At 33.2% G+C, this 26,170-nt stretch carries 17 protein-coding genes and 1 riboswitch; of the genes, 1 reads left to right on the top strand and 16 read right to left on the bottom strand.

The genetic code is table 11. The features are described 5' to 3' along the window. Window position 1: 1 nt before the first annotated feature. The 6 genes from Q0891_RS12460 to Q0891_RS12435 all read right to left on the bottom strand — a co-directional run bounded on the left by Q0891_RS12460 (window position 2) and on the right by Q0891_RS12435 (window position 7,925). Window positions 2-1,444 carry a SusD/RagB family nutrient-binding outer membrane lipoprotein gene (locus Q0891_RS12460; RefSeq protein ID WP_299102077.1) on the bottom strand — a complete coding sequence of 481 codons (1,443 nt, stop codon included), beginning with the start codon at window positions 1,442-1,444 and terminating at the stop codon, window positions 2-4. Window positions 1,445-1,453: 9 nt separating this feature from the next. Beyond that, on the bottom strand, window positions 1,454-4,648 hold the full coding sequence (locus Q0891_RS12455; RefSeq protein WP_299102075.1) for a SusC/RagA family TonB-linked outer membrane protein: 3,195 nt from the start codon (window positions 4,646-4,648) through the stop codon (window positions 1,454-1,456). A gap of 88 nt (window positions 4,649-4,736) precedes the next feature. Next, the gene (locus tag Q0891_RS12450) at window positions 4,737-5,417 is read right to left on the bottom strand and encodes a DUF2064 domain-containing protein (RefSeq protein ID WP_299102073.1); all 681 of its coding nucleotides are present in this window, start codon (window positions 5,415-5,417) and stop codon (window positions 4,737-4,739) included. A 78-nt stretch (window positions 5,418-5,495) separates the two neighbouring features. Beyond that, window positions 5,496-6,551 (bottom strand): arsenosugar biosynthesis radical SAM (seleno)protein ArsS, encoded by a 1,056-nt coding sequence (gene arsS, locus Q0891_RS12445; RefSeq protein WP_299102071.1) that lies wholly within the window; start codon window positions 6,549-6,551, stop codon window positions 5,496-5,498. A 55-nt stretch (window positions 6,552-6,606) separates the two neighbouring features. Then, window positions 6,607-6,942, bottom strand: a complete 336-nt coding sequence (locus tag Q0891_RS12440) for an arsenosugar biosynthesis-associated peroxidase-like protein (protein ID WP_092445017.1) — start codon at window positions 6,940-6,942, stop codon at window positions 6,607-6,609. An 86-nt stretch (window positions 6,943-7,028) separates the two neighbouring features. Beyond that, the gene (locus tag Q0891_RS12435; RefSeq protein WP_299102069.1) at window positions 7,029-7,925 is read right to left on the bottom strand and encodes a carboxylesterase family protein; all 897 of its coding nucleotides are present in this window, start codon (window positions 7,923-7,925) and stop codon (window positions 7,029-7,031) included. A gap of 127 nt (window positions 7,926-8,052) precedes the next feature. Between Q0891_RS12435 and xdhC the strand changes: the two genes are divergently transcribed. After that, entirely contained in the window at window positions 8,053-8,832 is a 780-nt protein-coding gene (gene xdhC, locus Q0891_RS12430) for a xanthine dehydrogenase accessory protein XdhC (RefSeq protein ID WP_299102066.1), read from the top strand. A 6-nt stretch (window positions 8,833-8,838) separates the two neighbouring features. Here the strand turns inward: xdhC and Q0891_RS12425 are convergent, their stop codons facing one another. The 10 genes from Q0891_RS12425 to Q0891_RS12380 all read right to left on the bottom strand — a co-directional run bounded on the left by Q0891_RS12425 (window position 8,839) and on the right by Q0891_RS12380 (window position 26,096). Then, entirely contained in the window at window positions 8,839-9,228 is a 390-nt protein-coding gene (locus Q0891_RS12425) for a hypothetical protein (RefSeq protein WP_299102064.1), read from the bottom strand. Window positions 9,229-9,333: 105 nt separating this feature from the next. Next, entirely contained in the window at window positions 9,334-11,658 is a 2,325-nt protein-coding gene (locus Q0891_RS12420; protein ID WP_299102063.1) for a molybdopterin cofactor-binding domain-containing protein, read from the bottom strand. After that, window positions 11,651-13,060 (bottom strand): FAD binding domain-containing protein, encoded by a 1,410-nt coding sequence (locus Q0891_RS12415; RefSeq protein WP_299102061.1) that lies wholly within the window; start codon window positions 13,058-13,060, stop codon window positions 11,651-11,653. Before Q0891_RS12415 ends, Q0891_RS12420 begins: the two co-directional genes overlap by 8 nt. A 266-nt stretch (window positions 13,061-13,326) precedes the next feature. After that, window positions 13,327-13,728, bottom strand: a complete 402-nt coding sequence (locus Q0891_RS12410) for a hypothetical protein (RefSeq protein WP_299102059.1) — start codon at window positions 13,726-13,728, stop codon at window positions 13,327-13,329. An 11-nt stretch (window positions 13,729-13,739) separates the two neighbouring features. Continuing rightward, on the bottom strand, window positions 13,740-14,213 hold the full coding sequence (locus tag Q0891_RS12405) for a nucleoside deaminase (RefSeq protein ID WP_299102057.1): 474 nt from the start codon (window positions 14,211-14,213) through the stop codon (window positions 13,740-13,742). 134 nt (window positions 14,214-14,347) lie between these two features. After that, entirely contained in the window at window positions 14,348-16,633 is a 2,286-nt protein-coding gene (locus Q0891_RS12400) for a BamA/TamA family outer membrane protein (protein WP_299102055.1), read from the bottom strand. 2 nt (window positions 16,634-16,635) lie between these two features. After that, on the bottom strand, window positions 16,636-21,699 hold the full coding sequence (locus Q0891_RS12395; RefSeq protein WP_299102053.1) for a translocation/assembly module TamB domain-containing protein: 5,064 nt from the start codon (window positions 21,697-21,699) through the stop codon (window positions 16,636-16,638). Between the two features lie 85 nt (window positions 21,700-21,784). Next, entirely contained in the window at window positions 21,785-22,792 is a 1,008-nt protein-coding gene (locus Q0891_RS12390; protein ID WP_299102051.1) for an alpha/beta fold hydrolase, read from the bottom strand. A gap of 92 nt (window positions 22,793-22,884) precedes the next feature. After that, complete coding sequence (locus tag Q0891_RS12385) at window positions 22,885-24,177, bottom strand: O-acetylhomoserine aminocarboxypropyltransferase/cysteine synthase family protein (protein ID WP_299102049.1); 1,293 nt, start codon at window positions 24,175-24,177, stop codon at window positions 22,885-22,887. 144 nt (window positions 24,178-24,321) lie between these two features. Further along, a riboswitch (SAM riboswitch) is annotated at window positions 24,322-24,445 on the bottom strand. Between the two features lie 103 nt (window positions 24,446-24,548). Beyond that, window positions 24,549-26,096 (bottom strand): hypothetical protein, encoded by a 1,548-nt coding sequence (locus tag Q0891_RS12380; protein WP_299102188.1) that lies wholly within the window; start codon window positions 26,094-26,096, stop codon window positions 24,549-24,551. Window positions 26,097-26,170: the final 74 nt, after the last annotated feature.

Below are 26,170 nucleotides of genomic sequence, written 5' to 3'. Positions count from 1 at the left end.
TTTATTCATTCCACCACACTGGAACATTAATACTATTGTTGTCGGTTGCAGATGCAGCAACACTATAATTTTCAAAATTTAAAGCTTCTTCTTCCGCAGGATAAGGCATTCTTACCGGAATGATATCATTATTTAAACTCGCAGAAATAGTTTGTAATTCTGGGAAACCTGTTCTTCTGTATTCTATCCAACCTTCATAGCCATTAATAACATTCGCAATCCATTTTTGAGTCAAAATTTGCTCTATTGGATTTGACCCAAAAGCATTGTAAGCTGCAGGACCAGTTAAATAATCCGCTGGTAATTCCGTGTTCCAATACTCAAATGCTAAAATAACACCATTATTGTATAAGGTTTGTGCATCTGCCGAAATTATGTTTCTGGCAGCCGCTTCTGCTAAAGCAAATTGTACTTCCCAAGCGGTAATAAAATTAGCATCTAAAGTGGATGTGTCTTCTCTAAAAGCTGTGCTTGCTAACGAATAATCGGCTAAGGCAATAGAGGTAGAAGACGCATCAATGCCATTTAATAATCCGTTATATTCATTTGTAGTTGAATTAGAAAACGGACGAAATAAACTTGAAATTCTCGTATCGTTTAAATTTAATAAGATGTCTTCCATAGTTTCAGATAACACGAAATTGTTGAAATCTCCAATGCGTAATTGTGCTAATCTAAAACTGTTTGGGTCTGTATTGGTAAAGTTGAAAATAGCATTCTCACTGTTTGAAGTGATGTAATTTCCTTCATCATACAAGGTTTGTAAATTACTTGAAACATCTACTTTATCTGAAATACGAAGCAAATGTTTAATTTTTAAGGCATTTGCAAATTTTATCCAAGCGTCTAAATCGCCATTAAATAAAATATCGCCTTCTAGTGGAATAGCATCGGAATAGGCTTCGATGGCTGCAATGCCTTTATCTAAATTATCTAAAATACCGTTATCGTTGAGGTAAATATCTTCTTGTAAATCATAGGTTGGTGTAACGGAACCTTCAACACCATTAAAGGCTTCAAAATAAGGAACGTCTCCAAATAAATCGGTTAAGCCAGCTGTCATATAAGCTTTTAAAATTAACGCAGGACCTTCATAAACTGCAAAAGTCTCCACAGTTTGCGATTGGTTTAAAGTGATTTCATTATCTCTTAAATTGGTGTAAAATATAGGCCAAGGATTACCACCTAATTGTGGTGATTTTAAAGCATGTCTATCAAATAAATTAAAATCTAAAGCGGTTCTGTGTTGTGCTAATAAATCTCCAGCCACAAAACCTTCGTAGCTCATGTTTTCGCCAAAATCGTAAATAACTTGTCGCAGCAATAAACTCGGTTGTACTGAACTTGGCGAGTTAGGATTGGTATTGATATCTTCAAAATCTTTGGTACAGCTTGTTGTAAAAATTAAGCTTAAAATTGAAATGGTATATATAAATTTTTTCATCGTACTATTTTAGAAATTAAATCCGGCTTTAAAACCAATGCTTCGTGTTGTGGCATAACTCATATCTTCAACACCACTTACAAATCCGTTGCCTTGTACGGCTAATTGTTCTGGGTCAAAATGTGGATTTTCAGTAATGGCGAATAAATTATTTCCTACCAAAGACAGGTTTAAATCTGCACCTTCTTTTAAGCCTAAAAAGCCATCTTTAAAATTAAAGGTGTAACCAATGGCACATTGACGCAGTTTTAAAAATGACGCATCGTAAACATTGTTTTCTTCATGGTTTCTATCGTAAAACTGTCTGTAATAACTTTCTGCAGTAATGGCAACCGTATTTGCGGCACCAGTATTAACATTTACACCTTGCGCTATAATACCATCGTCTGGTCTGTAACTGGTTTCGGCTAATTGTCCACCAACATTTCCTAAAGCGCGTGTTCTAGAAACGATTTCTCCACCTTGTCGCCAATCGAATAAAAAGCTTAGGTTCCAATTTTTGTAGTTGAAATTATTGCGCCAACCTAATGTGAAATCTGGATTGTAATTTCCTAGTTTTTTCAAATTGTCATCAGCAATGTAATTGCCGTTATCATCAATTAAAAACTGACCGTTTTCGTTTTTCTTATAGCCAGTTCCATAGAAATCGCCAACGCGTCCGCCTTCTTCAACTTGAAACCAAACGGTTTGGTTAGAACTATCGTAAATTCTACTGTATGCGAGTGTTAATCGTCCATCAGATTGTGGTAAATCTTTAATAACGGAACGGTTTGTGGCAAAATTGAAAGTGGTATTCCAATTAAAATTATCCGTTTGTATTGGTGTAATGCCTAAAATGATTTCTACACCTTGTGTATTCACTTTGCCGCCATTAACCACTTGCTGACTGTAACCAGAAGAAATAGCTACAGGTAAAGAAATGATTTGGTCTTCGGTGTTGGCATTGTAGTAGGTGATATCTAAACGTAATTTATTATCTAAAAAACGTAAATCGGTACCAAATTCATAAGAGGTGGTACGTTCTGGTTTTAAATTAGAATTTGGAATAAAATCTTGGTTGCTAAACGTCGGTTGGCTATTGTAAGGCGTTTGGGATATAAAAGCACCAGATGTTTGGTAAGCGCTGGTGTCATTTCCTACTTGTGCAATACTTGCTCTTAACTTTGCAAAAGAAAATATACTTGGTAATTCTGTAACATTAGATAGAATAAAACTTGAAGATACAGAAGGGTAGAAGAACGATGTTCCATCTACCGAAAAAGGTGTTGCTAAAGCACTAGACCAATCGTTTCTGCCAGTAATGTCTAAAAACAGAAAGTCCTTGTAACCGAATTTTGAAATGCCGTAAAATGAATTGATTCGTTTTTTACTTTCAAACTGAAACGTTTCAATTGGTGAAGCTGCATTATTGAGATTATAAATTCCAGGTTGCGCCAAACTTACAGTCTGCGATTGATTTGTTGTTGCGGTTTGGTTGAGTCTATTTCCACCTAAAAACACATCCACAGAAAAGTCGTTAAATTGATTGTTATAGTTGATTAAAAAATCAGTATTCACTTCTCTAAACATTACATCGTGCTCAGCATAAGCACCGTTACTAAAACGATTGCTACTATAAGCACGTCTTAATTGACGCTTTTCTGTACTGTAATCCATTCCTGTTCTTAAGGAAATGTTTAAGTTTTTATTGAGTTGTTGTGTAATAGAAATATTACCAAAAATTCGGTCCCGATTAAATGCATTGGTGTTTTCGTTTAATATAAAATACGGATTATCAAAAAAGGTATAATTAAAAGAATATTGTTGCGTGCCTTCTAAACCAGGTTGCCAATAATCCTTTAAATTTTCAATATTTAAAGAGCGTGGTCCCCAAGCCACAAGTGAATAATTTGCATTTTCACTTCCGTAACCATTAGAAGGTCTGTTGTCGCTACTAGAATTTATATAACTAATAGAAGCATTGATTTCAGTCTTTTTACTTGGATTAAAATTTAATTTAGCAGCAATGGTTTGTCTATCTAAATTAACACCAGGAATTATAGATTCACTTCTTAAATCAGTAAATGATAATCGGTAGTTTCCGGTATCAAATCCATTAGACACTGAAATATTATTAATGGTTGTGGTACCAGTTTGATAGAAATCTTTTAGGTTATCTGGATTAGAAACGAAAGGCGTTGCTGTAATTTCTAAGCCGTTATAAAGCGCAATATCTCCACCTCTTACTGAAGTGCCGTTTGCTAATTGCACAGGGCTATCAAATTGTGGAATGAGCAAGCCAGTATCTAAACGTGGTCCCCAAGAATAGGTAATATTATCGTTGATACCACCACCAAGTCCATCAACATATCCAAACTGGCCAGAATTTCCCTGACCATAAGAATTCTGAAATTCAGGTAATCTAAAGGCCGAATCCACAAACAATGATGTGTTAATACTAATACCTAAGCCTCTTTTGTTACTGCCATTTTTGGTGTCTATAACAATAACACCATTTGAGGCTCTTGTACCATATAAAGCAGCAGCACTTGGTCCTTTTAAAACGGTAACAGACTCAATATCATCCGGATTTACTTCCATGCCACCATTTCCAAAATCAATTTCTTGAAATCCAGCAGCAGCTTCATTCGTAAAATTAAAAACCGTTTCGTTATTAATGGGAACACCATCTACTACAAATAAAGGATTGTTATTAGAAAAAGATGCTTCGCCTCTAATGGTAATTTTAGAAGACGACCCAACACCTGTCGCACCTTGTGTAACGGTTACACCAGCTAATTTTCCTTGTAGGTTGTCTAAAAAATTGATGGTTTTTACCTCGTTTAAACTTTTTGAGGAAATCGCTTGTACAGCATAACCTAATTCTTTGGTATCGCGTTCTAAACCTAAAGCTGTAATAACAACTTCATCTAAAGCCGCAGAATCTTCTTGTAATGCGATATTAATTTGGGTTTGGTCGCCAACCACAATAGTTTGAGATTTAAAACCTAAAAACGAAAATGTAAGTGTATCTGAGTTAGACGACACGACAATACTGTATGTTCCATCGTTATTTGTTGTAGTGCCTAAACCTGTGTTTGATGTAATGTTTACAAACGGTAAAGGTGCTGCAGAAACCGCATCTGTGACGGTTCCGGTAATTGTAATTTGAGCATTACTGAAAAAGCATAAGCATAGCAGTAAGCCTGTGTAAATGTGCTTCATATTAAGACCACAACGTGTGGCGATTTTTTTGAGATGTTTTGGTTTGAATGAAAAAATCGTGGGAATTAGAACAATTTAAATTCCCGTTTTAGATATGAAGTAAAATAGGCGAACCTTTATTATAGTGTTTTTTGAAAACCGTTTTACCATGAAAACCAATAGTAAAGCTAGAGTATATTTGTATGGTTTTCCGAAGTTTTAAGAGTAACTTTTTTATCTTAAAATCTAACGGTTTGAAACTTTCTAAAATGAGTTCAAAATCAGAAGCGTCATCGATATCAGATAAGGTTTCAAGATAAGCCATTTTTATATGTTGCTGCTGTAATTCAGAATTTAAACAATGACGAAGCTGTTTAGTTTGCCAAGGAAGATTTTGAATTTTGGTTGTATTAAAATGCGTTTTCTTGAAACCCATTAAATAAAAACCACCATCCGTAGAAGGTCCTAAAACGACATCGGAATGATTTAGTTGGTCTTTGGCTTTTAAAATGTGATTAGCGGTAAGATGAGGTATATCATTGCCAAGTGTAATAACTTGGTTGAATCCTTTATTGTAAATTGTAGCAATAGCATTTGTAAAACGCTCGCCAAAAGTCTGTCCTGTTTGTTCCTTTTCAGAATAATGAAAATAAGGTAAACCTGTTTTTTTAACCGTTTTTACCGTTTCCGTATCAAGCAATTCAAAAAAATCAGCAGAAGAACTTGATGTAGACATCAATTCTTTTTCTGCAGAATTTGCAAAGATTAATATGGCGGTTTGGTTGGTCATCTTTTATTCCTACGACAGCAGGAATCTTATATTTTAGATTCTTTTATTTTCTAGATTCCTGCTTTCGCCGGAATTGGGTTAAGCGACAACACCTTGACAGCTGCTTCCTGCACCAGCAGTACAACCGTAACAATGTTGTGAAATTACGATATTTCGTCCTTCTAATAATTCTTCATTAAAATCTGAAATATGCTTAGACTTACTATTTACTGGTAATTCTAACATTTGGTTAAAATCACAATCAAATAAATATCCATCCCAACTGATAGAAATGGTGTTGGTACACATTACATTTTCTACGGCAGCAGGATTATAAGCTTCTACCAGCGAATACATATAGTCTTCATAATTTTCTGAAGCAATAAGGAAATCTAAAAATCGAGCGATTGGTAAATTGGTAATGGCAAATAAATTGTGAAATTCAATACCAAAATCTTCCATTAATGCCTTTTTAAAATCCTTTTCCATAGAAGCTTGGTCTCCTGGTAAAAATGCGCCAGATGGATTGTACACTAAATCGAGACGTAAATCACTTCCTGGCATGCCGTAACCAACGGCATTTAATTCTTGCAAGGCTTTTATTGACTTATCAAAAACACCATCGCCTCTTTGTTTGTCCGTTTTTCCACGTGTCCAGTGTGGCATAGAACTTACCACGTGTACGTTGTGTTTTTTAAAAAACTCAGGTAAATCGTAATATTTTTTATTGGCTCTAATGATGGTAAGGTTAGAACGCACTATAAAATCTTTAATTCCGGCTTTGGCAGCTTCTTCTACAAACCATCTAAAATCGGGATTCATTTCTGGTGCGCCTCCTGTTAAATCTAATGTGTGTGCGCCAGTGTTTTTAATCACCTCAAGACATTGTCTCATAGTATCTCTGGTCATAATTTCTTTACGGTCCGGACCAGCATCAACGTGACAATGGTCGCAAACTTGGTTGCACATGTAACCTACATTGATTTGCAGAATTTCAAGTTTTTTTGCTTTTAAAGGAAATTGACTCGTTTCAGAAATCTTAGCTTTAAACGTTGGTAATTCTCCATTCTGAAAAATACCATTAGAGAGAATTTCTAATTGCTTGTTGCTTTGTGCTAAATCGCTTCCTAGTTTTTTTAGGGACTTTGTTGCCATTAATTAAATTATCTTATAAAATTCTTACGTAACAAATTAGTTTTCGGTTTTAAGGTTAACCATCTAATTTATTTACTTTATTCATCATTTGTACACCATGTACTAAGGTTGCACCACTTTTGATAGCAGCACCAACATGTATGGCTTCCATCATTTCTTCTTTGGTTACACCTCTTTGAAGTGAATCTTTAGTGTACGCATCAATGCAATAAGGACATTGTTCTGTATGCGCTACAGCTAAAGCAATCAATGATTTTTCACGAGCAGTAAGCGCGCCTTCTTCAAAAACTTTTCCGTAATAGTCAAAGAATTTGTTGCCAAGTTCTTCACTCCATTCTGTAATTTTTCCAAATTTGCGTAAATCTGCAGCGTCGTAATATGGTTTAGACATATAGTGTTTTTTTAAGATTTGAATCAAAAATTGTTTTGTCGAAATGATTTCAAAGACATAACAAAATTTGAAATTAATTTTATCGATTAGTATTTTGTTAGTTTTGGTAAGGAATATTCAGTGATTTGAAGAACATCATTTTTTCTTACAGTTTTATCTAAAAAGTAGAAAATATCATCTAAATCATTACTGTTAACCGAAGCGACTTCATGAGCACCTCCTTTTACAATATTGAAATAATATGGCGTTTCTAATTCTTCAAGTTTTTTTACAATAGTGTTAGGTCCATCTAGCATCATATAACCCACTTTATTGGGTTGGCAATTGTGATGTGGTGCTGTACTAAAAGGTACTGTGGTATCGTTTGTGCCATGGAAAAGTACAGTAGGTATAGCATTAGTAGTTATAATATCTTCACTATTTAAAATGGCACCAGAAAAAGAAATAGCTGCAGCATATTTAATGGAATCATAAGCCGTATCGTTAGACAAGAAAAATCGTTTCATAAAAACAGTATGTAGAATAATTTCTGCACCTGCGCTGCTTCCTGCTGCAATTATTTTACTAGTATCTACTTGTAGAGTGTCACTATTATCATATATAAATTGGGTGGCATCTAAAAAATCGAGGACACCTTGATTAAAGGTAAAGAGTTTGTCTTCTTTAGAGCATTTACAGCCAAATCCCGTTTTGATACCTTTTCTTAATAGACGATAAGAAATGGAAATACCAATGTAGTTTTTTGAAGTGGCAAAATTAGCAATGTTTGTTTCGTCTGTACCAGCGCGACTTCCACCAGAAAATCCACCACCATGCATCCAAACTACAACAGGTAAACTGTCTGTTTCTTTTATGTTTTCTGGCTTATAAACGTCCATTTTAAGTGTGTCTAAACCTTTGACAGCATACGTGTAGGTTTGTACGTTTTGCGCAGAGCTAAAGACATAGGAAAAAATAAAGATGACGATGAAGAGGTGTTTCATAAAACCAAATTTAGGTCAAAAAAAATAAAATGGTATGAGGATCTACGTTTAAAGGATGCAATTGTGTTCAATTTCATATATGTCAAACTCAAAAAGTATTACTTTTAATTTTCTTTTAACCTTGTAGATGCAAAATTGGATTACTCTTTTAGCCGAATTTAAACAAAAGCAAATTCCTGTTGCGTTAGTGACCGTTACAAAATGTTTAGGTTCTACACCATGTACTGTTGGTTCTCGATTGATAATGACCAGTGATAAAAAAACTTATGGAACAATTGGTGGTGGGAAATTAGAATTTTTGGCCATAGAAGAAGCTATTGTTGCCTTGAATGAAAATAGAATTATTGAATCAACATATACTTTAGGTCCAGAGTTTGAACAATGTTGCGGAGGAAAAGTAGAATTTATAATAGAACCCATGAATCAATCGCCAGAATTATTTTTGTTTGGAGCAGGCCATATAGGTGTTGAAATTGCAAAATTATTAGTGGATACACCTTTTCAAGTTAATTTATTAGATTCTCGAGATAGTTGGTTGTCTAGTCTCGATTTAGATAAAACTATTAAGACGCATCAAACCTCTGAAACTGATTTTAAAACCTTTAAGGATGTTGTAAAATGGGGCAATAATTGTTATGTTTTAGTGTTAACTCATAACCATGCAATAGACTTTGATATTATAGCTATGGCTTTACAAAACGAAACAAAATTTTTGGGTTTAATTGGTAGCAAAACGAAAAAAGTGCGCTTTAATAATATGCTTATTAACGATCTAAATATTGAAGAAGGTATGAGTAATGTAGTTTGTCCAATTGGTTTAGATATTGGCGGAAATACACCAAAGGAAATTGCTATTAGTGTCGTTGCTCAACTAATACAAGTGCATTATTACACTAAAAACGAATAAAGTGTTCTAGCTGAAAATGGTTTCGCTTAAAGCATAATATATTGCCATTAGTGCTGAAAATATGGCGCTTCCTAAAAACCTCCACTTTAGTTTAAAGCGATTTTGAATTAAATAATTAGCTATAAATGAAATTGGAATATTGACTAGAAAAGACCAAAAGGCAATATCTAAGAGGTTGAAGCCAATAGCTTCAAACTGACCTGAAAATAATTTAATAAAGAGTAAATGCCTTGCAATCCAAAGCGGATTGAAATAGGCAATAGCTAAACCCGTTTTGGTTAAAGTTGCTTTTATTCCTTTTAAGAAATGTGTCTTTTTTACAATCCAATCAAAATAATTTGGGATTTCAAAAGCGTAAAAACTAGCACCAACCAATACCATTCCTAATAAGCGCATCCAAGAAAATTCATCTAACAGAAGTGCAGCGATAGTGTCGCCAGCACTGTAGATTAGTGCGCCTTTTGTAATGTTCGATTTTTTGTAGTGTAGTGCGATAAGAATTTATTTTTTATATAATGCCATCAAAACCTTCTCAGGTGTCATTGGCGCATGAAACTCTAAATCGTATTTTGGATTAAAAGCTGTAATGGCATTCTGAAGCGCAAAATAAGCACCAATGCCATACATTAAAGGTGGTTCGCCAACGGCTTTCGATTTTAAAATAGCCATGTCGTTTCCTTCCGTTTCAACAGGAATTACTTCAACTGTTTTTGGTACGGAAAAAATATCAGGAACTTTGTAAGTAGACAAAGCATTTGATAATAAACGTCCATCTTCATTATAGGCAATTTCTTCCATGGTCATCCAACCAATGCCTTGGATTAGTGCACCTTCAACCTGACCTAAATCAATACCTTCACTCATACTTTTTCCATAATCGTGAACGATTTTCACAGCGTCAAATTCATAAGTTCCACGCGTACAATCTATAGTTGTTGTTGTAATCGCTGTTCCGTATACATGATAAGCGAATGGATGTCCTTTTTCTTTGGTTTTGTCAAAGTGAATTTCTGGTGTGGCGTAATGTGCATTTTCGGTTAATGCGACACGCTCTAGCATCGCCATACTTATCAGATGTTTCCATTCAACTTCTGTTTTGTCGTTATTTATATAAACGAATTCATCTTTTAACACAATGGCTTCTGGTCGCACTTTTAAATGTGTGGCTGCCACATTTTTTAGTCGATCTAGTAAAGCATTACATGCCATTAAAGTTGCTTTTCCGTTTAAATCCGCAGTAGAACTCGCAGCAGAAGGCGAGGTGTTTGCAACTCTAGTTGTATTAGTGGTTTCAATTTTAATATGTTCTATTGAAACAGAGAAAACATCAGCTGCAATTTGCATCATCTTGGTATTTACACCTTGTCCCATTTCTACAGCAGCTGTGCTAATACCAATACTTCCATCTAAATAAATATGAACCAAAGCACGTGCGTGATTCATTGGTGTATTGGTAAAGGAAATACCAAATGTAATTGGCATAAACGATAGTCCTTTTTTGAATGCAGTATTTTTTTTATTGAAATCTGAAACCTCTTGTTCTAAAGTTTCAATATCAAATAATTGTTTTGCTGAATGCCATGTGTTTTTTGCTTCTACTTTTTTAGCAATTTGACCATAAGAAAAGGTGTCGTTTTCATCTAGTAAGTTAGCTTCTTGAATCTCTCTCGGACTCACACCAATTTTATGAGCTGCTTTTGCAATAGCAGATTCAATAACAAACATACCTTGTGGTCCGCCAAAACCTCTAAAAGCTGTATTTGGTGGTAAGTTGGTTTTACAACTTAATACTTTTGTAGTTACGTTTGGTGCGTAATAACTGTTGGTAGCGTGAAACAAAGTTCGTTCTGCAATGGCTGGCGATAAATCTGCTGCAGCACCAGAATTTTGTAAAAATTCAGATTGATACGCTAAGATTTTTAAGTCTTTGGTTAAGCCAATTTTATAAGTGCTTTCGTATGGATGACGTTTTCCCGTCATACGTAAGTCATCGTGACGATTCAGTATCAATTTTACCGATTGGTTTAAATGATAGGTTGCTAATGCAGCCATTACAGCCCAAGGTGTTGCTTGGTCTTCTTTACCACCAAATCCACCACCAAGTCGTGTGACATCAACTTCAATTTTATGCATGGCAACACCCAAAACTTGAGCCACTGTTTTTTGCACAGCAGTAGGACCTTGTGTAGAAGACGTGATTTTTATATTGCCATTTTCTAAAGGTTCTGCATACGCACCTTGCGCTTCAATATATAAATGTTCTTGCCCGTTTGAGAACGTTTCGCCTTCAAAAATATAATCGCAATCTGCAAATGCTTTATCAGTATCTCCTAGACTAAAAGAACGTGGTGCATTGATAAAACTGCCTTTTGCTTTCGCTTCTTTTGCCGTTGTAATTACAGGAAGTTCTTCAATATCTATTGTTATTAAATCTCTAGCTTTTCTCGCAATAAATTCAGATTCTGCTACGATTAGTGCAATTGGCATGCCCCAAAAATGGACTTCGTGTTCTGCGAATAACGGTTCATCAGGAATAATTCCGCCAATTTCGTTTTTGCCAGGAACATCTTTATATGTAAAAATTCGTTCTACACCTTGTAAGGCTTCGGCTTGAGAATAATCGATGCTTTTAATTTTTCCGTGTGCTTTTGGCGAATCAAAAACCACAGCGTGAAAAGTACCTTGCCTAATATTTACATCGTCTACGTACAAAGATTCTCCACGAACATGTGTATAAGAATCGAGGTTTTTAATACTCTTTTTTAGAGACTTTGAAACAGCATCTAATTTTGAATCTAGGATTTTATTATCTGTGTTTTTATGCATGTTGAATAAAATCGTTTAATGTGAATTGCTCTGAAAATAAGGTCGTGAAATGCGCAAAGAATAATTGTCTTGCTAATAAGCGTTTATAATCACTTGTACCTCGAACATCACTAATTGGACTAATTTCATTTTGAAGCATGGCGTTAGTTTCTAAAATAGTTGCTGATGTTAATGATTTTCCTGTTAAAAAAGCCGATGCTTTGTGCAAGTATTTAGGAATTGCAGCAACTCCTCCAATAGCAATATGTGCTTCTAAAATGACATCTTTTTCTATAGTAATATGAATTGAAGAATTAACACTTGCAATATCTAAATGGGTTCGTTTACAAACTTTTTCAAAATTAAAGAATGTTGTTTTTGTTGGTAATTTGAAACTGATATTTTTAATAAGTTCGCCTTCCTGTAAGTCGTAAGTTTTGTAAGCTTGATAAAAATCTTTTAGCGAAATTTTACGTTCTTTATTATTCTCATCTGAAATAGTAATAGTACTATTTAAGGCTAAAAAGAAAATAGTCATATCTCCAATTGGCGAAGCATTAACCAAGTTACCACCAAAGGAAGCCATGTTTCTAATTTGCTCTGAAGAGACTAGTTTAAGATGCTTTTTTAAATTTGGAAAATAGTGGTTCAATTCGGTATGATTCCATAAATCGGAAACGGTTGAGTTTGTTCCAATGGTACAAACTCCGTTTTCAATCGCGATGCCTTTTAGATAGTCTTTTTCGGCAATTAGATGAACCTTATTATCAATTAAAAGGTCTGCTTGTTGTACATATAAATCCGTTCCGCCAGAAACAAATTTTCCTTTTGATTGGTTTAAATCTTGTGCTTCTAAATCTTTTAAACGTTTTGGAATAGTTTTAAAATACTCAGGAATAAATTCGTTTTTAATTAACCAATCAATCGATTGCTTTCCTTTATGTTCTAATTTTTCAACAACTTGATGTGCTGCTTTTTTGATAGACTTGTAACCTGTACATCTACAAATGTTTCCACTAATAGCATCTAAAGCATTAGAGTAATTGTTTTCTGAATTTGACAATGCAAAACCAGTGAGCGCTACTACAAAACCAGGTGTGCAAAAGCCGCATTGTGTGGCATAATTTGATTTCATCGCTTCTTGTGCAGTGGTTAATTTATCTGTTAGATTTGTGCCTTCAACTGTTACAACGTGTTTACCATGTGCATTTCCTAATGGCGAAATACAAGAGGTTATGCTTTTGTATTCTATAGTATGGTTTTCTAATGTGCCAACTAGTAATGTGCAAGCACCACAATCGCCTTCGCGGCAACCAATTTTGGTGCCTGTGAGACGTTGTTGGTAACGTACGAAATCTAATAAGGTCATTCCAGAATTCTCTGAAGTGGTTATTGTTTTATTGTTTAGGATGAAGGTTATCAATTTTAATTATAAATTTTGATTACGTATTATGAACTCATTAAATAATGTCTGTTCATGCTTTTTTTCTTTTGACATTTCTGATAATTTTAAATCACTCATGCCACGAGGCGAATAAAAATATGTTTTCCAAATAGGTCTATGTTTTATGAAAAGATGATGACCTTTAAATTCATCATGAGAAAATATGCCAATCCAAAATTTCAACAAGAGAAGAATTGAAAAAATCATTAAAAAGAAGTTGATTTTGTTATTAATGATGATGGCTTTCATTTTCTTAAATTCAATTTTTTGATTTCATGGTTAATATGTTTTCTTAAAAATGCCCTTTCATTTTCATTAATACTATCAAGAATGCCAACTCTGCCATAAAAGCTTATGTCTTCGTTATCTTTATGGACAAGTACTATTAAAGGATATCCTTTTTTTGCTTCAAATATTTCCAAATTCTTTTCAATTCCCTTTTTAGGATTTTCACGATCTAAAAAATAAGAATAACTAATATTCTTAACTATTGAATTATCAAATGAATTGTCATTTTGGACTGCAGAAGTTATGACTCCTTGCACCTCATAAAAATCAGACTCATCATACTCTGAATATTTTGGGTTAGATTTACAAGAAGCAGTTGTAAAAATGACCGCAATTGTTAAAAGATAAATATTTTTCAAATTATTTAAAACTAATACTCAGTCTTATCCGCTTTCTTACTCCATTCTTGAAACGGTTCTAAAGCAATGTCTCTGGCTAGTTGCTCAAAAGGAATGCTTCTTTTCTCGTAGGGTAATGGAATTTCTTTATAAATAAACTCGTCATCAAAGCCAATATTTGCAGCATCGACTTGGTTGCTTCCGTAATATACTTTGTCTGGTCTCGCCCAATAAATAGCACCTAAACACATTGGACAAGGTTCACAAGAGGTGTAAATTTCGCAACCGTTTAATTGAAACGAATCTAAATTTTTACAAGCATCTCTAATGGCTGTAACTTCGGCATGTGCTGTTGGATCGTTGGTTGAGGTTACTTTGTTGTTACCTCGTCCTACAATTTTTCCGTCTTTTACTACGACGCAACCAAATGGTCCTCCTTCATTGTTGTTCATTCCTTTTAAGGCAGCCCTTACAGCTTCATGCATGAATTGTTTTTTATCTGTCATATAATATTGTGGGTCTAATTTTTGAAAATTTATGTTTTACTAAAGGTATTAAATTTTTGAGAATAGAATGGCGACTGAATAATTTTAAGAACCAAGAACCAAGAACCAAGAACCAAGATTAACTTCACTTTGTCTTAAAACGAATAGCCAATGGCAAAATTAAGAATAGGTTCGTCTATTTTAAAATCTAAACGATTTCCTTCGTTCTCTGTCGGATCATGAAATGGTGCAGCTAAATCAAACCTAATTACAAAACCTTGCACATCGATGTGTAAACCAAAACCTGCTCCCATTCCCAATTCATTTATAAAATTGGAGGTAAACTTGTCTTCACCATCAAATGTAGGATTTGCTTTTGAGTTCCAAACATTACCTGCATCTGCAAAAATAGCACCTTTAAAAAATGAAAACAATGGAAAACGATATTCTGCATTTGCCTCTAATCGTATGTTTCCTGTTTGATCAAAATAGGTATTGTCACTGTTTTCGTCATTTTCTGAGTTATATGTTCCTGGTCCTAGAGATCGAATTCTGAAGGCTCTAACACTATAAGGTCCACCAGAAAAATATTGTTTTACATATGGAATGATCTCAGAGTTTCCGTAAGGCAAACCATAACCAGCAAATAATCTGGTAGCGAGTGTATGTGATTTGTTTTTACCAAAATTGTAATGGTATCTTATTTCAATATCGGTTTTTGCATATTGTGCGTACTGTAAGCCAAGAAATGTATTAGGCTCATTTTGCTCAGTTTCCTTATCAAAAAGACTTACGGAGTTACCTGCGATATCTAATGTGGCATTGGCAAAAAATTGGTTAGTTTTATTTGAATCTACCATCCCATTGTAAGTAAAAGAAAAGGTCATGCCAGGAATAAACTGCTGATCGAAGCTTTGTTGTAGAAATGGGTTTTCATCTAAAATGGCTTCAAATTCCGCTGAGGTTTTTGTGAGTTCTGTATAATTCACTGAAATAGGATTAAACTGATAAGTTATATAACGATTAGCATTCCATGAGTAACCAAAAAGAGCACTTCCAGAAATTAAGGTGTATAATTGGCTCCTACTTAGGTAATTTACACCTAAACTCGTTTTTGTAATTGGTATAGAATATTCAAAGAAGTTTTCGTTGAATTTCCAAGGAAAAAGTACTCTAGGAAATATGACTTCGGCTTTTAATCCTAACTCTACACTACTTAAATTTGAATTGTCTCCACTAGCAAATTGTACTTCGTAACCAACATTACCACTAATGTTTAAAACTTCTCCGCCTTTAAATAAATTTCTATTACTGTATGTTAGAGCGAGATTAGGGCCTGTAAAATTATTAGATTTTGTAACGGCTTGTAGTTCTGCTCTTATAGCGCGTTTGGTTAAAGGTGATAGAAAAATATTAGCTTCTAGCATGCCTAAACTATCGGTTTGTAAAGAATCAATTTCTTTATATTGAATATTCACGTATTTGTAACTTCCTAACGTAGATAAGCGTCTGGCTGTATTCTTTGAGGTTTTGGGATTATAATATTCGCCTTCTTTTAGTGTAATGTATTTGTCTAAATATTTTGGTTTTATAAATAGCGAATCTTGATAGTAGTTTTTATCATTAAATCGCTCCATTTTAGAATGTGTAGAATCTTGTAAGTCGTAATTTGGATAGATGTTAATTCTATTTATTTTGTAAGGTATTTTTGATTTTTTAGGAACTTCAGCTTTGAGTTTTAAAAATAAATTATAGCGCTTATTGTCATACTGATTGGTGTCTGCTTCAAAAATGAAAAAATCAGAATTCATATTGTAATACCCTCTTTTCTTTAATTCTGAATCTAAGCGCTGTCGTTCTAATTTCATGTATGTTAAATCAAAACGTGTGTCTTTTTTAAAAGGAGAATTACTCACTATGTTTTGTACATCGCTGTACAAAGGTGTTGGCATTGAATCAATTTTAAAACTTGCTAATCGATACGCTTTTTTAATATTAATCTTGTAGGTCACAGACGCTTCTAATTCATCTTCTTCAAAAGAAGAAGATGATGAACTGTAGAAATAACCTTTGTTTTCTAGCCTATTTCGTAATATTTCTTCAACTTCAAAGGGTTTAACATCAGATTGATATACCGGTTCTTCGCCTATTTTTTTATTTAGCCATCTATTTATGAATCCTGGATTTTTATTTTGTGCTTTATAATGATAATACAAACCCAGATACATGCCCAAAAACTTTGAGTTGGGTTGAGGTCTAACAACAGTTGCAAGTTCTGGTTTTAAGTTTTTAGAAATGACAACAGAAGAATCTGATTTTATTTCAACGTTTGCACCAGAGTATAATCTTTCACCTTCGGGTATATATTTTTTTATACTACACGAGAATAGTGTTGTTATAACCAGGATTGTTAGAATAATATGTTTTAAAAATCTATTCAAGTCTAATTCTTTTTGTTTTCGATACTTCGATCTGTTTCTTCTTGTTTTAATTCAAGTTTTTCGTCAGCTTCGCGTTGTTCTTTTCGTTCTTTTTTAGCTTGAAGCATTGCTTGCCAAAGTTCGCTAAATTGGTTAAACTCTTTAGTAAATATCAAGGCAATTCCACTTACAATGGTTTGACCATCAATTACGTTCTCAAACTCACTTTTTCTAAACCCTTTTAAAATATATCTTCCATCTTCAGTTAATGTATATTCTAAACTTACATTACCAATTAAAGGTGTTGCTCCATCTGTACTGCTACTACCTTGTATGTCCACTTCACTACCAACTCTAACAGTTAATCTATCATTAAATAATTTTTTTTGTGCAGCAATATCTAGCTGTGTTCTGTCTGTTGGTGAATCACCTTGGTAATCGGTGTAACTATTGAGGCCAAAATCAAGTTCTACACCTGAGTTGCCTAATAACTTATTAGAAAAGGTGTTTAATTGATCTGAAACAGCATCGTTTAAATTATCGCGTGCTATGGTTGCAAAACCACCACTACTTCCATCACTACCAGAATCTGGATAGAAACGATTAAGAACTAATAAAGAAAACACTTGACGATTAAGTTCTCCTTCTTGCTGGTTAATCTGTTGTACTCGTCCGTAAACTTGTCCTCCAATAGCGCCTTGGTCGTCCTCCGGCATGTCTAAATTAAATGCAATCTTAGGTTGAAGTAATTCTCCATCAATATTAAGGTATACATTAAAAGGTAATACTTGTTTGTACTTGTTTTTTACAGTAGAAGTTGCATTTGAAAGTTGAGAAGCCATCAGCCCTAAAGCAGATGTTTCTATGTTGTAAATTGCTTGTACATTTAGTTGAGCGTCAAAGGGATCGCCAGACCATGTTATTTTACTTCCGTTTGCTATTAGAAATTTTTTGTTTACCAAATTATAGAGATTTAATTCATAGTGTCCATCTGAAATTTCATAACTTCCGGTTAGCGTAATGCGACCATTTGGATTCATTGTAAAAATAAAATCGCCTTCACCAGACACCTTAAAATTGTCTCCTGTTTCTTCATCAATAACAACAGTTACTGAAGCGTTTTTTCCAATATTAAGCATTGTAGAAATATCAAAACCCTTTATAGTGGCTGTTTGCTCTTCAGTTTGTGTAAGGATAGCATCAGGATTTTCACGGTTTACAAAAACAACAACACCATCGCGTTCCTCTACGCTAGCAACTGCGGATGGCATAATGTAAGTGAAATCAGTATCAGAACCTACAGTAAGTTTTGCATCTAATTTTGGGATTTGCAAATCGCCAGTTAAATTAGCGTCAGCATTAAAAGTAGCTTTGCCATAAAAGGCTTCATTATCATCTTTTGTAGCATTTAGTATTTGAAAATCTTTTGCTTCTACATTTAAATCAAAAGTTGGATTAATTAAATTTTCAGTGCCAATCTCACCAGAAAGTACTAGTGCATTATTGTTTTCATCTTTAATAGTGAAATTAGACATTGATAGTCCATTATTATCAACATTAAGTTTTTCATTCGCCATAGTGAACTTAGAATTAAGTTTGGCAACGTTAAAACCAGCGTTATTAAAAATTATGGAGCCAGTATATTGTGGATCTTCAGTTGTTCCTGTGAGTTTAAATTTACCCGAAAAGCTACCATCAGTATCTTTAATTTCTCCCAATGAAAGCGTATTTAGTGCTTTCATTTTAAACTCATTAATATCAAAATTAAGGTCTAAATTCGCCACAGTATTATTCACGGTGTAATCACCTACAAGATCAAAATCTATATCGCCACCTTTTAAGCCTGCGTTAAAAGCATAGTTGTTTTCACCTAATGAATTTCCATTAATACTCAGAATGCCTAAGTCTGTTTTTAATACTTTGAATTCTTCAATATTAAGATCAGCAATAATTCCGGTTTTTGTAAAAGGATTTTCTAGGATAAAATTCCCTTGTAAATTTCCTGTTGCTAATTCTGCATTGGGACTTAAATAATTAAAAACCTCATTGATATTAAAGTCTTTAAAAGTGATTGCAATATGTTCTTTTGTAATACTGTTTAGTTTGTCCGTAAGCTCTATAGATTGGTTGTCTTTAGTGATTTTGAATGCGTTGAAATCTAAATTTTTATCGGTTATTACAACTTCATTGTTTTGAGGAATAGTCCATTTTTGCTTATTGAGAATTAAGCTATCTGGATCAACAGAAAATACTAAGCGCTCTCGGCTTCCTGATAAGTTAGTATTCACATTCATTAGTTTTTCTCCGTTATGGAAGCCTAAAAAATCTAAATGTAATTCATGATTAGATTGTCTACCTTTTATAATGGTTTTGGGCACATCTAATGGTCCTGCAGATATATTTTTAAACCCAAGATTGAAATTAAAATTATCTATATTAGTGTCCATTGAAAAGGCTAAACTGTCTAATGTATTTCCACTATAATTAATATGAGGAGCTGTAATGTTGGCTGCAAGTTTTCGTTCTTTTTCATTAAAATCTACACTTAGATTTACAGTGTCCAAATCCTTGATGTTTACAAGAAAAACTTCATTGGTTAATGGCGATTCAGATATTTTTCCTTCTAGTTTTAAGTTTACGTAGTTTGAAATGGTATCAGACACTACTTCATCTCTGTAAAAATAACTGAAAATATGTCTTTTTATCGCTGTACTAAAGGCTTGAGGGTTAGCGTTAGATTGTAAGTCTAGATTTATTATTTTATTCCTTACAGTGACGGATGTTGTATCCTTATCTACAAACGCAAAAGCGTCTACATTACCAAGTAAGTAGCTTTTGTTGTCATAAACTACCACACCATTGTCTATGCTTGCATTAGCTTCATAATTTTCGCCATTACCTTTAAAATCTGCTTCAATTTGCATGGCAGTTTTTATATTACGTTTCATTAAGCCAAGCGCTTGTAAATCTGCACCAATGACATTTAAATTTACGTTAGCTTCTGGTTTAACTGAGTCTAAAACCACTAAAGCATCTAAATCAATATTTAGATTTTCATCTTTGTATTTGGATATGATATTCCCAGTTCCATTTTTAATTTTACCGTTTAGATCTAAGTTTTTTATGGCATAATTGTTTAGCTGAAATTCTAAAATGGTAGCCTCAAGATTAGCATTGAGTGTATTTATATCGTTTCCTCGTCCTTCGGATTTTAGGTTTAAACTTAAAGTGCCAAATTGCGGATCATTTAACAATTCATTAATGTGGTAATCTGCAATTGATACGTCTGCATTATATGTAATAATATTTTCGTTTTTTAAGCGAGCATCGATAGTTATATTGCCTTGAGATGAGATGAGTTCTGTTTTGGTTTCAATATTAGTGATGCTACCATTTAGTGTGCCAGTTAATTCAATAGCTTTTGGAACATTAATTCCTAAATCCTTTTCACTTATAAAATTAGCAATATCTGTTCGCGTTGTTACCAACGAAAATTTTGGAATATTAAAATATAAAGAATCCGTATTTGTTATGTTTTGAAGTGAGCCAGAAGTAGTTATTTTTGTTGATTTTCCCCAAATAACTTCAGCCTTATTTAAATCTATAGAGGCCAAAGTGCCGGACGCTTTTAGTTGACCTTTGATTTCTTTTTGGCTTAACGTACTTAAATATGCATTGTCCTTTAACGTTGGTTGAAATTTAAATATGTCTGATAATGACACTTGGTAACTTGGCAAATTAAGATTAACTTTCGTCTTATTTGGCGAGTCTATTAACTGTGACACTGACTCGTAACTTAATGAAGCAAATCCATTGACTATATTGTTATTTAATTGAAAGTTTAAATCATTTAATTCTAAGCTTTGGTCGTTTGCTTTAAGTCTAACGGCCAATTGTTTTAGATTTAAACCTGAAGCTTCATAAAACTTAAATTGTTCTAAGTTTAGGCTGGCACTTTTATCTTTTAGTAAGATGTTTTTAGCTTGAAGCGTTAATTGGGTAAGCGATATAGCATTAGGATTAAGAACATTTTCTTTTGTTTTAGCATTGCCAGCACTGTAACTGATTTTATTTTTTTCAAAATCTATTGCCGAAATGTCCAACTCAATCTGAGGCCAAATAAAAATTGAGTTATTTGTTGTTTTGTCTACTTCTCCTGTATTTTTAATTGGTGCTTCAGTGGTTATTTTAATTTCTGAATTTTTCAGCGAAATTAAGTCTAGTTTAAAATTATTGTCTGCTAAATTTAAATTTGGTGCTTTGGTTGAAAATTCCGAAATATTGACATCAGCAATGATTCCGTTTGCTTGTGATTCGTAATAGGTTATGACATTATTTAAAGCAATATGCTCTGAAGTAAATTTAGGAAGAGGCACATTTGAAGATGTAGTGTCTAAGGCTACAGGCTTTTGAATAAACTTTATATTGGAGTTGTTTATTTCTATAGTCGATGCATCAAAAATCATGTCTTCAACATTAGTAGTATTCATATTGGCAATTAAATGGCCAATCTTAAATCTAGAATCTATACCAGCTACAGCATCGTTAAAAACAATATCTATATTATTAAAGTCTAAATTACCAATGACTAGTTGGAGTGGAGTGGAAGCCTTATCGCTAGCGACGCTTGTAGTATTTGTAGTTGCGAATGCATCAATTAGAAATTGAAAATTATAACCATTTATTGAGTCATGTCTTACAATATTTGCACGTAATCCGTCCCAATTTAAGGCATCAACTCCAATACTTTCACCTTTTATCATTTGCCAAATTGGTATGTTGGCTTCTAACGATTTTGAATAGACCAACGTATCTCCTTTTTTGTCTTCAAGATAAAGTCCGTTGAGTTGAAGATTACCATCAAAAGTGATAAACAGCTTTTTGATCTCAACCTTAGTCCCTGTTTTATTAGAAATATAGTTCGTTGTTTTGTTTACAATAATGTTTTGACCAAAAGAACTTTTAATAAATAAAATTACGAAAACCAAAAAGATAATAATGGTAAGCAATACGCGTAGCGTTCTGCGTAACCAACGATACTTTCGTTTTACTGGAGAATTAGATGCTGTGTTTTCAGGATTATTCAAGGTGCTAAGATAAGTTAGTAAATTAAGAATTATTACTCTTAACGCAACCGTTATTAACCCTTATGAAGTAAAATGAAAAATATATTTATGCAACATTTTTTTCTTTGAGGTCAGAAACCTTAGCATCAACTTTAAATATTGGTTTTAAAAAACGCTCTAGTTGATCGAATTCAATTAAAAAAGCATCATGCCCATGAATAGATTTTATTTCATGAATGTAAACATTCTCTTTTTTACTTTTTAAGTTCACATAGGTGTTCCAGTTTTCTTCAGCTTTAAAGAATAAATCAGAATTTATTGTAATAATGTGAATGTCTGATGAAATCGTAGATGCCACTTCAACGAAGTTCTCATTTCCACTAGAGATATCAATCGTCTTTAATACTTGGTTCATCGTTTTGTAAGCAGATAAATTAAAACGTTTGTTTAGATTATCACCATGATAATTAAGCCAAGATTCTATATTGAATAAAGTATCTGATTTCTTAGTTCGTCCAAATTTTTGAGTTAACGAATCTGGTGTGCGATATAAGGTCATTGCATGCATTCTGGCATCTGCCAAAGGTTGATTGGAGTTGTTTAAAATTGCATCTTGTATATGGCAGTTTGCAATGATCCAATCTGTAGATTTCCAATCTGTAGCTATAGGTATTAAATGTTGAATTAATTTGGGTTTAATAATAGCTAGTTCCCATGCCAATCCACCACCAACTGATCCGCCTATTACGGCAAACAGTTGTTCTATTTTTAATTTTTCTAAGGCTAAAGAGAAAAGTTTGGCGATATCCTTAGCAGTAAAATCTTTGTAATTTTCAATTAGATTTTCAGATTTATTATCATATCCATTTCCAGGAATATTAAATGCTATAATAGTATAAGAATTAGTGCTAATACATTTGTTCTCTCCAATTAAATCGTTCCACCAACCATCTTCTCCAATGACATTAGAGTTCCCAGTGAGTGCATGATTTACTAGTATAATTGGCGCAGAATGTAATGCCATACCAAAAGTTTGGTATGATAAATTAATAGAATGAATCTTACCAGAATTGGTGACAAAATTAGGGATTGATATGTATTGTAATTCTTTCATACTGTTTCTTACGTCTGAAGAAATCTTTTTAATAGTTAAACAGATGCCTTAAAATTAAGACATCTGTTTCATATAGTTTTAGGCTAAATTTTTTAGATAGCTTGTTTCTTTTTTACTGCAGAAAAGGCCTCTTTTAAATCAGCTTTTAAGTCTTCAATATTTTCTATACCTACAGACAAACGAATTAAATCTTTTGTTATACCAGTGGTTTCTTGAGCGTCATCACTTAATTGCTGGTGCGTTGTACTCGCTGGATGAATAATTAATGATTTTGTATCACCAATATTCGCTAATAATGAAAACAACTTAGTGGTATCTGCTATTGTCTTTGCAGCATCATAGCCACCATCTGCACCAAATGTTACGATTCCACTCTGTCCATTTGGTAAGTATTTTTTGGCAAGTGTATTGTATTTGCTAGATTCCAATCCTGGATAATTTACCCATGTGACTTCTGGTTGTTCTTGTAGCCATTTTGCTAACTCTAACGCATTTTCGCTATGCTTTTTTATACGTAATTCTAAAGTTTCTAAACCTTGAATTATTTGAAATGCATTAAATGGGCTTAATGCTCCGCCATAATCACGTAAGCCTTCAATTCTAATTTTGGCAATAAATGCAGCTGCTCCAATAACCTCACTATAAACTAATCCATGATAACCAGCAGAAGGCTCGGTGAATTCTGGGAATTTTCCGTTAGTCCAATCAAAAGTACCAGCATCAATAACCACACCTCCTAATGATGTACCGTTTCCGTTGATATATTTAGTTAGTGAATGAATAACAATATTAGCGCCATGCTCAATTGGGTTTAGTAAGTATGGTGTAGCTACTGTATTATCTACAATTAATGGTACTTTATGTGCTTTTGCTGCTTTAGAAATAGCTTCTATATCTAATACATCTAGTTTAGGGTTTCCTAAAGATTCTACAAAAATTGTTCTTGTATTTTCTTGTACTGCTTTAGCAAAATTTTCAGGGTCTGATGGATCTACAAATGTCGTTGTAATTCCGTGTCTTGGTAATGTTACACTAAGTAAATTATAAGTTCCTCCGTATAAACTGCTAGATGCAACAATATGATCTCCAGCTTTTAATAACGTTAAAAGTGTTGTTGAAATTGCTGCAGTACCAGATGCTGTTGCTACAGCTGCAATTCCACCTTCTAAAGCCGCTAATCGTTGTTCTAAAATATCGTTTGTTGGGTTATTTAACCTTGTGTAAATAAATCCTGGTACAGATAAATTGAATCGTCCGGCAGCATCATCTGAGTCATCGAAGACATATGCTGTAGATTGATAAATAGGAACAGCTCTAGTTCCTCCAGTTTGTTTAGTGTCGTGACCTGCGTGCAACGCTTGTGTTGCAAATTTTTGTGTGCTCATTTTTCTTGTTTTTTGAGATAATAAATAATTAAGTCAAACCAAAAAAAGAAATAATTATTCCATGATTTGGTAACGCAATTTGCTGCGTCAATACTAGAAAAATGTTATAAAGAAAATGCTAATTACAAATGAGTAATTAGGCTTTAGTTATCTATCCGAATTTGCAAAAAATGACTTGCACTTTCAAGTAGAATTTAGCACCTTCATAGTAAGTCTATGGGTTGCTAAGGCTTCAATGGGTCTTTCCCTCCACCTTTCTTGATAACATTTCAGTAAGTGTTTGAACTTTGTGAGCACAAATATTGCAATACAAAACTTAGAATTCCAAATTTATTTGCACTTTTTATATTTTTTTTATGAGATTCAGGTAATTATGATGGGTATTTTGATAAATATTTAGCGTTTATTATTTCACTTACAGGCTTGTTATTAATTTTACTTTCTAACCACGAAATAATGTCTAAATACAAGAATGCTCTGCGTTCAAAGGGATGGTCTTCAAAGGTTTTGAGGGTTTTGTGTAATTCTTTAAAAGCATTTTTAAGATCATGAGGGTAAATATCTTGTAGGCCTCTAATAAACTTTATCATTTCTTTTTGTACTTCATGTAGTTCATTCATTTTTATTAAGAATTTATAGGTGCTTCTCAATAAGGTTTCTAAATGATAGTCTAAACCAGCTTCATAATGAGCGACTAAATTTAATACTCTTGAAAAACAAAGCAAATCCTCGCGCATGGACAGTGTTTTGTTCGAAATAATTTTGTCTAAGTATTTAATACACGTTTTATTGTTGCCAGCTCCAAAGTGCATACTCGCAAACTTGTAATAGAAAATCATTTTGTGATGCGGATCTGTTCTGTCTTTATAAGTTATAAGATCATTTTCAATTTCAGGAATTAAATTAAGACCTTCTTCAAAGCTACCATCTATGAAATGTTGGTTGATAGTGTGAAAATTAGTATATAAAAATATTAATGTAGAAACATTCTCATCTTTATTAAATTTTGTATCATCAACTACGCTTTTAAATTGATCTAATTTTTTTATAAATTTTGGTTTGTTACCGATAAAAAATAGAGATTCTAGTAGATAATTGTTGCCTTTTAAGTAAAAAACAGGATTGTGATTTATCATACTAGGATTTTGATGAAATAAATCAACCCATTTAGAGGCATATTTATAACAATTTAAAAAATCTTGTAATAAAAAACTATACCATAAATAGGCTTTATAGAGCCATAATTTTTCTCTAAACCCAATTTTTTTACCCTTAATATTTGGAAGCCTATCGTTAAAATATTGAGTAACCATTTGGCTTTCCTCTTCATTTTTAACATAGCCTGTTTTTAAAATAATACTATAAAGTTGGAGTGATAAGTTAGATAATTTACTGGCAATTACATTTTGAGAACTTAGTTCTTTGGCTTGTACCGCTAATTCATCTGCACGCGTATTTATACTACGAGTAATGTATTGTGCTTCAATGATTTTTTCGAGTTCTACAATTTCAAACGCTGAATTTTTTTCTTCATTTACTATCGCTAATTCTTTGGCCTTATCCAAAATTTTTAGACTCTGCTTATATAATCCCTTATGATATAATATTGAGGCAAAATCTAATTGCTCTCTAATTTGTAAACGTACGTTTTGATGTGATGGATTTAATTTTAAACTAATTAAAATTTGCTTATACAAATGCGCTTTTACGTTGGCTAACTGTGATTTTTTTACAATGCCACTTTTTAAGATTGAAGCTTCGTTATACGTCTTAGCTTTATCTAAAAGGTTAAATAGTTTTAAGAATTTAGAATCAGAATTTACACCAAGTCGTCCTACGTAAAGTTTAAACTGTCGTTTCTCAGACTTTGTCAAGGATTTTACAAGTGAAAATAAATTATCTTTTTGGTCTTTAGTTATCAATAGAATAAAGGCTTATTGTTCTGTTTTTCAATGCTTTAAAGTACTTAAGTGCTTTTGAACATCGTAAAATC

Origin of the sequence: uncultured Winogradskyella sp. (genome assembly GCF_947498005.1) — a bacterium.
In the GTDB taxonomy this organism is placed as follows: domain Bacteria; phylum Bacteroidota; class Bacteroidia; order Flavobacteriales; family Flavobacteriaceae; genus Winogradskyella.
Note: the sequence above shows the minus strand (reverse complement) of the source record. Positions and strands in the feature narration are given on the sequence as shown.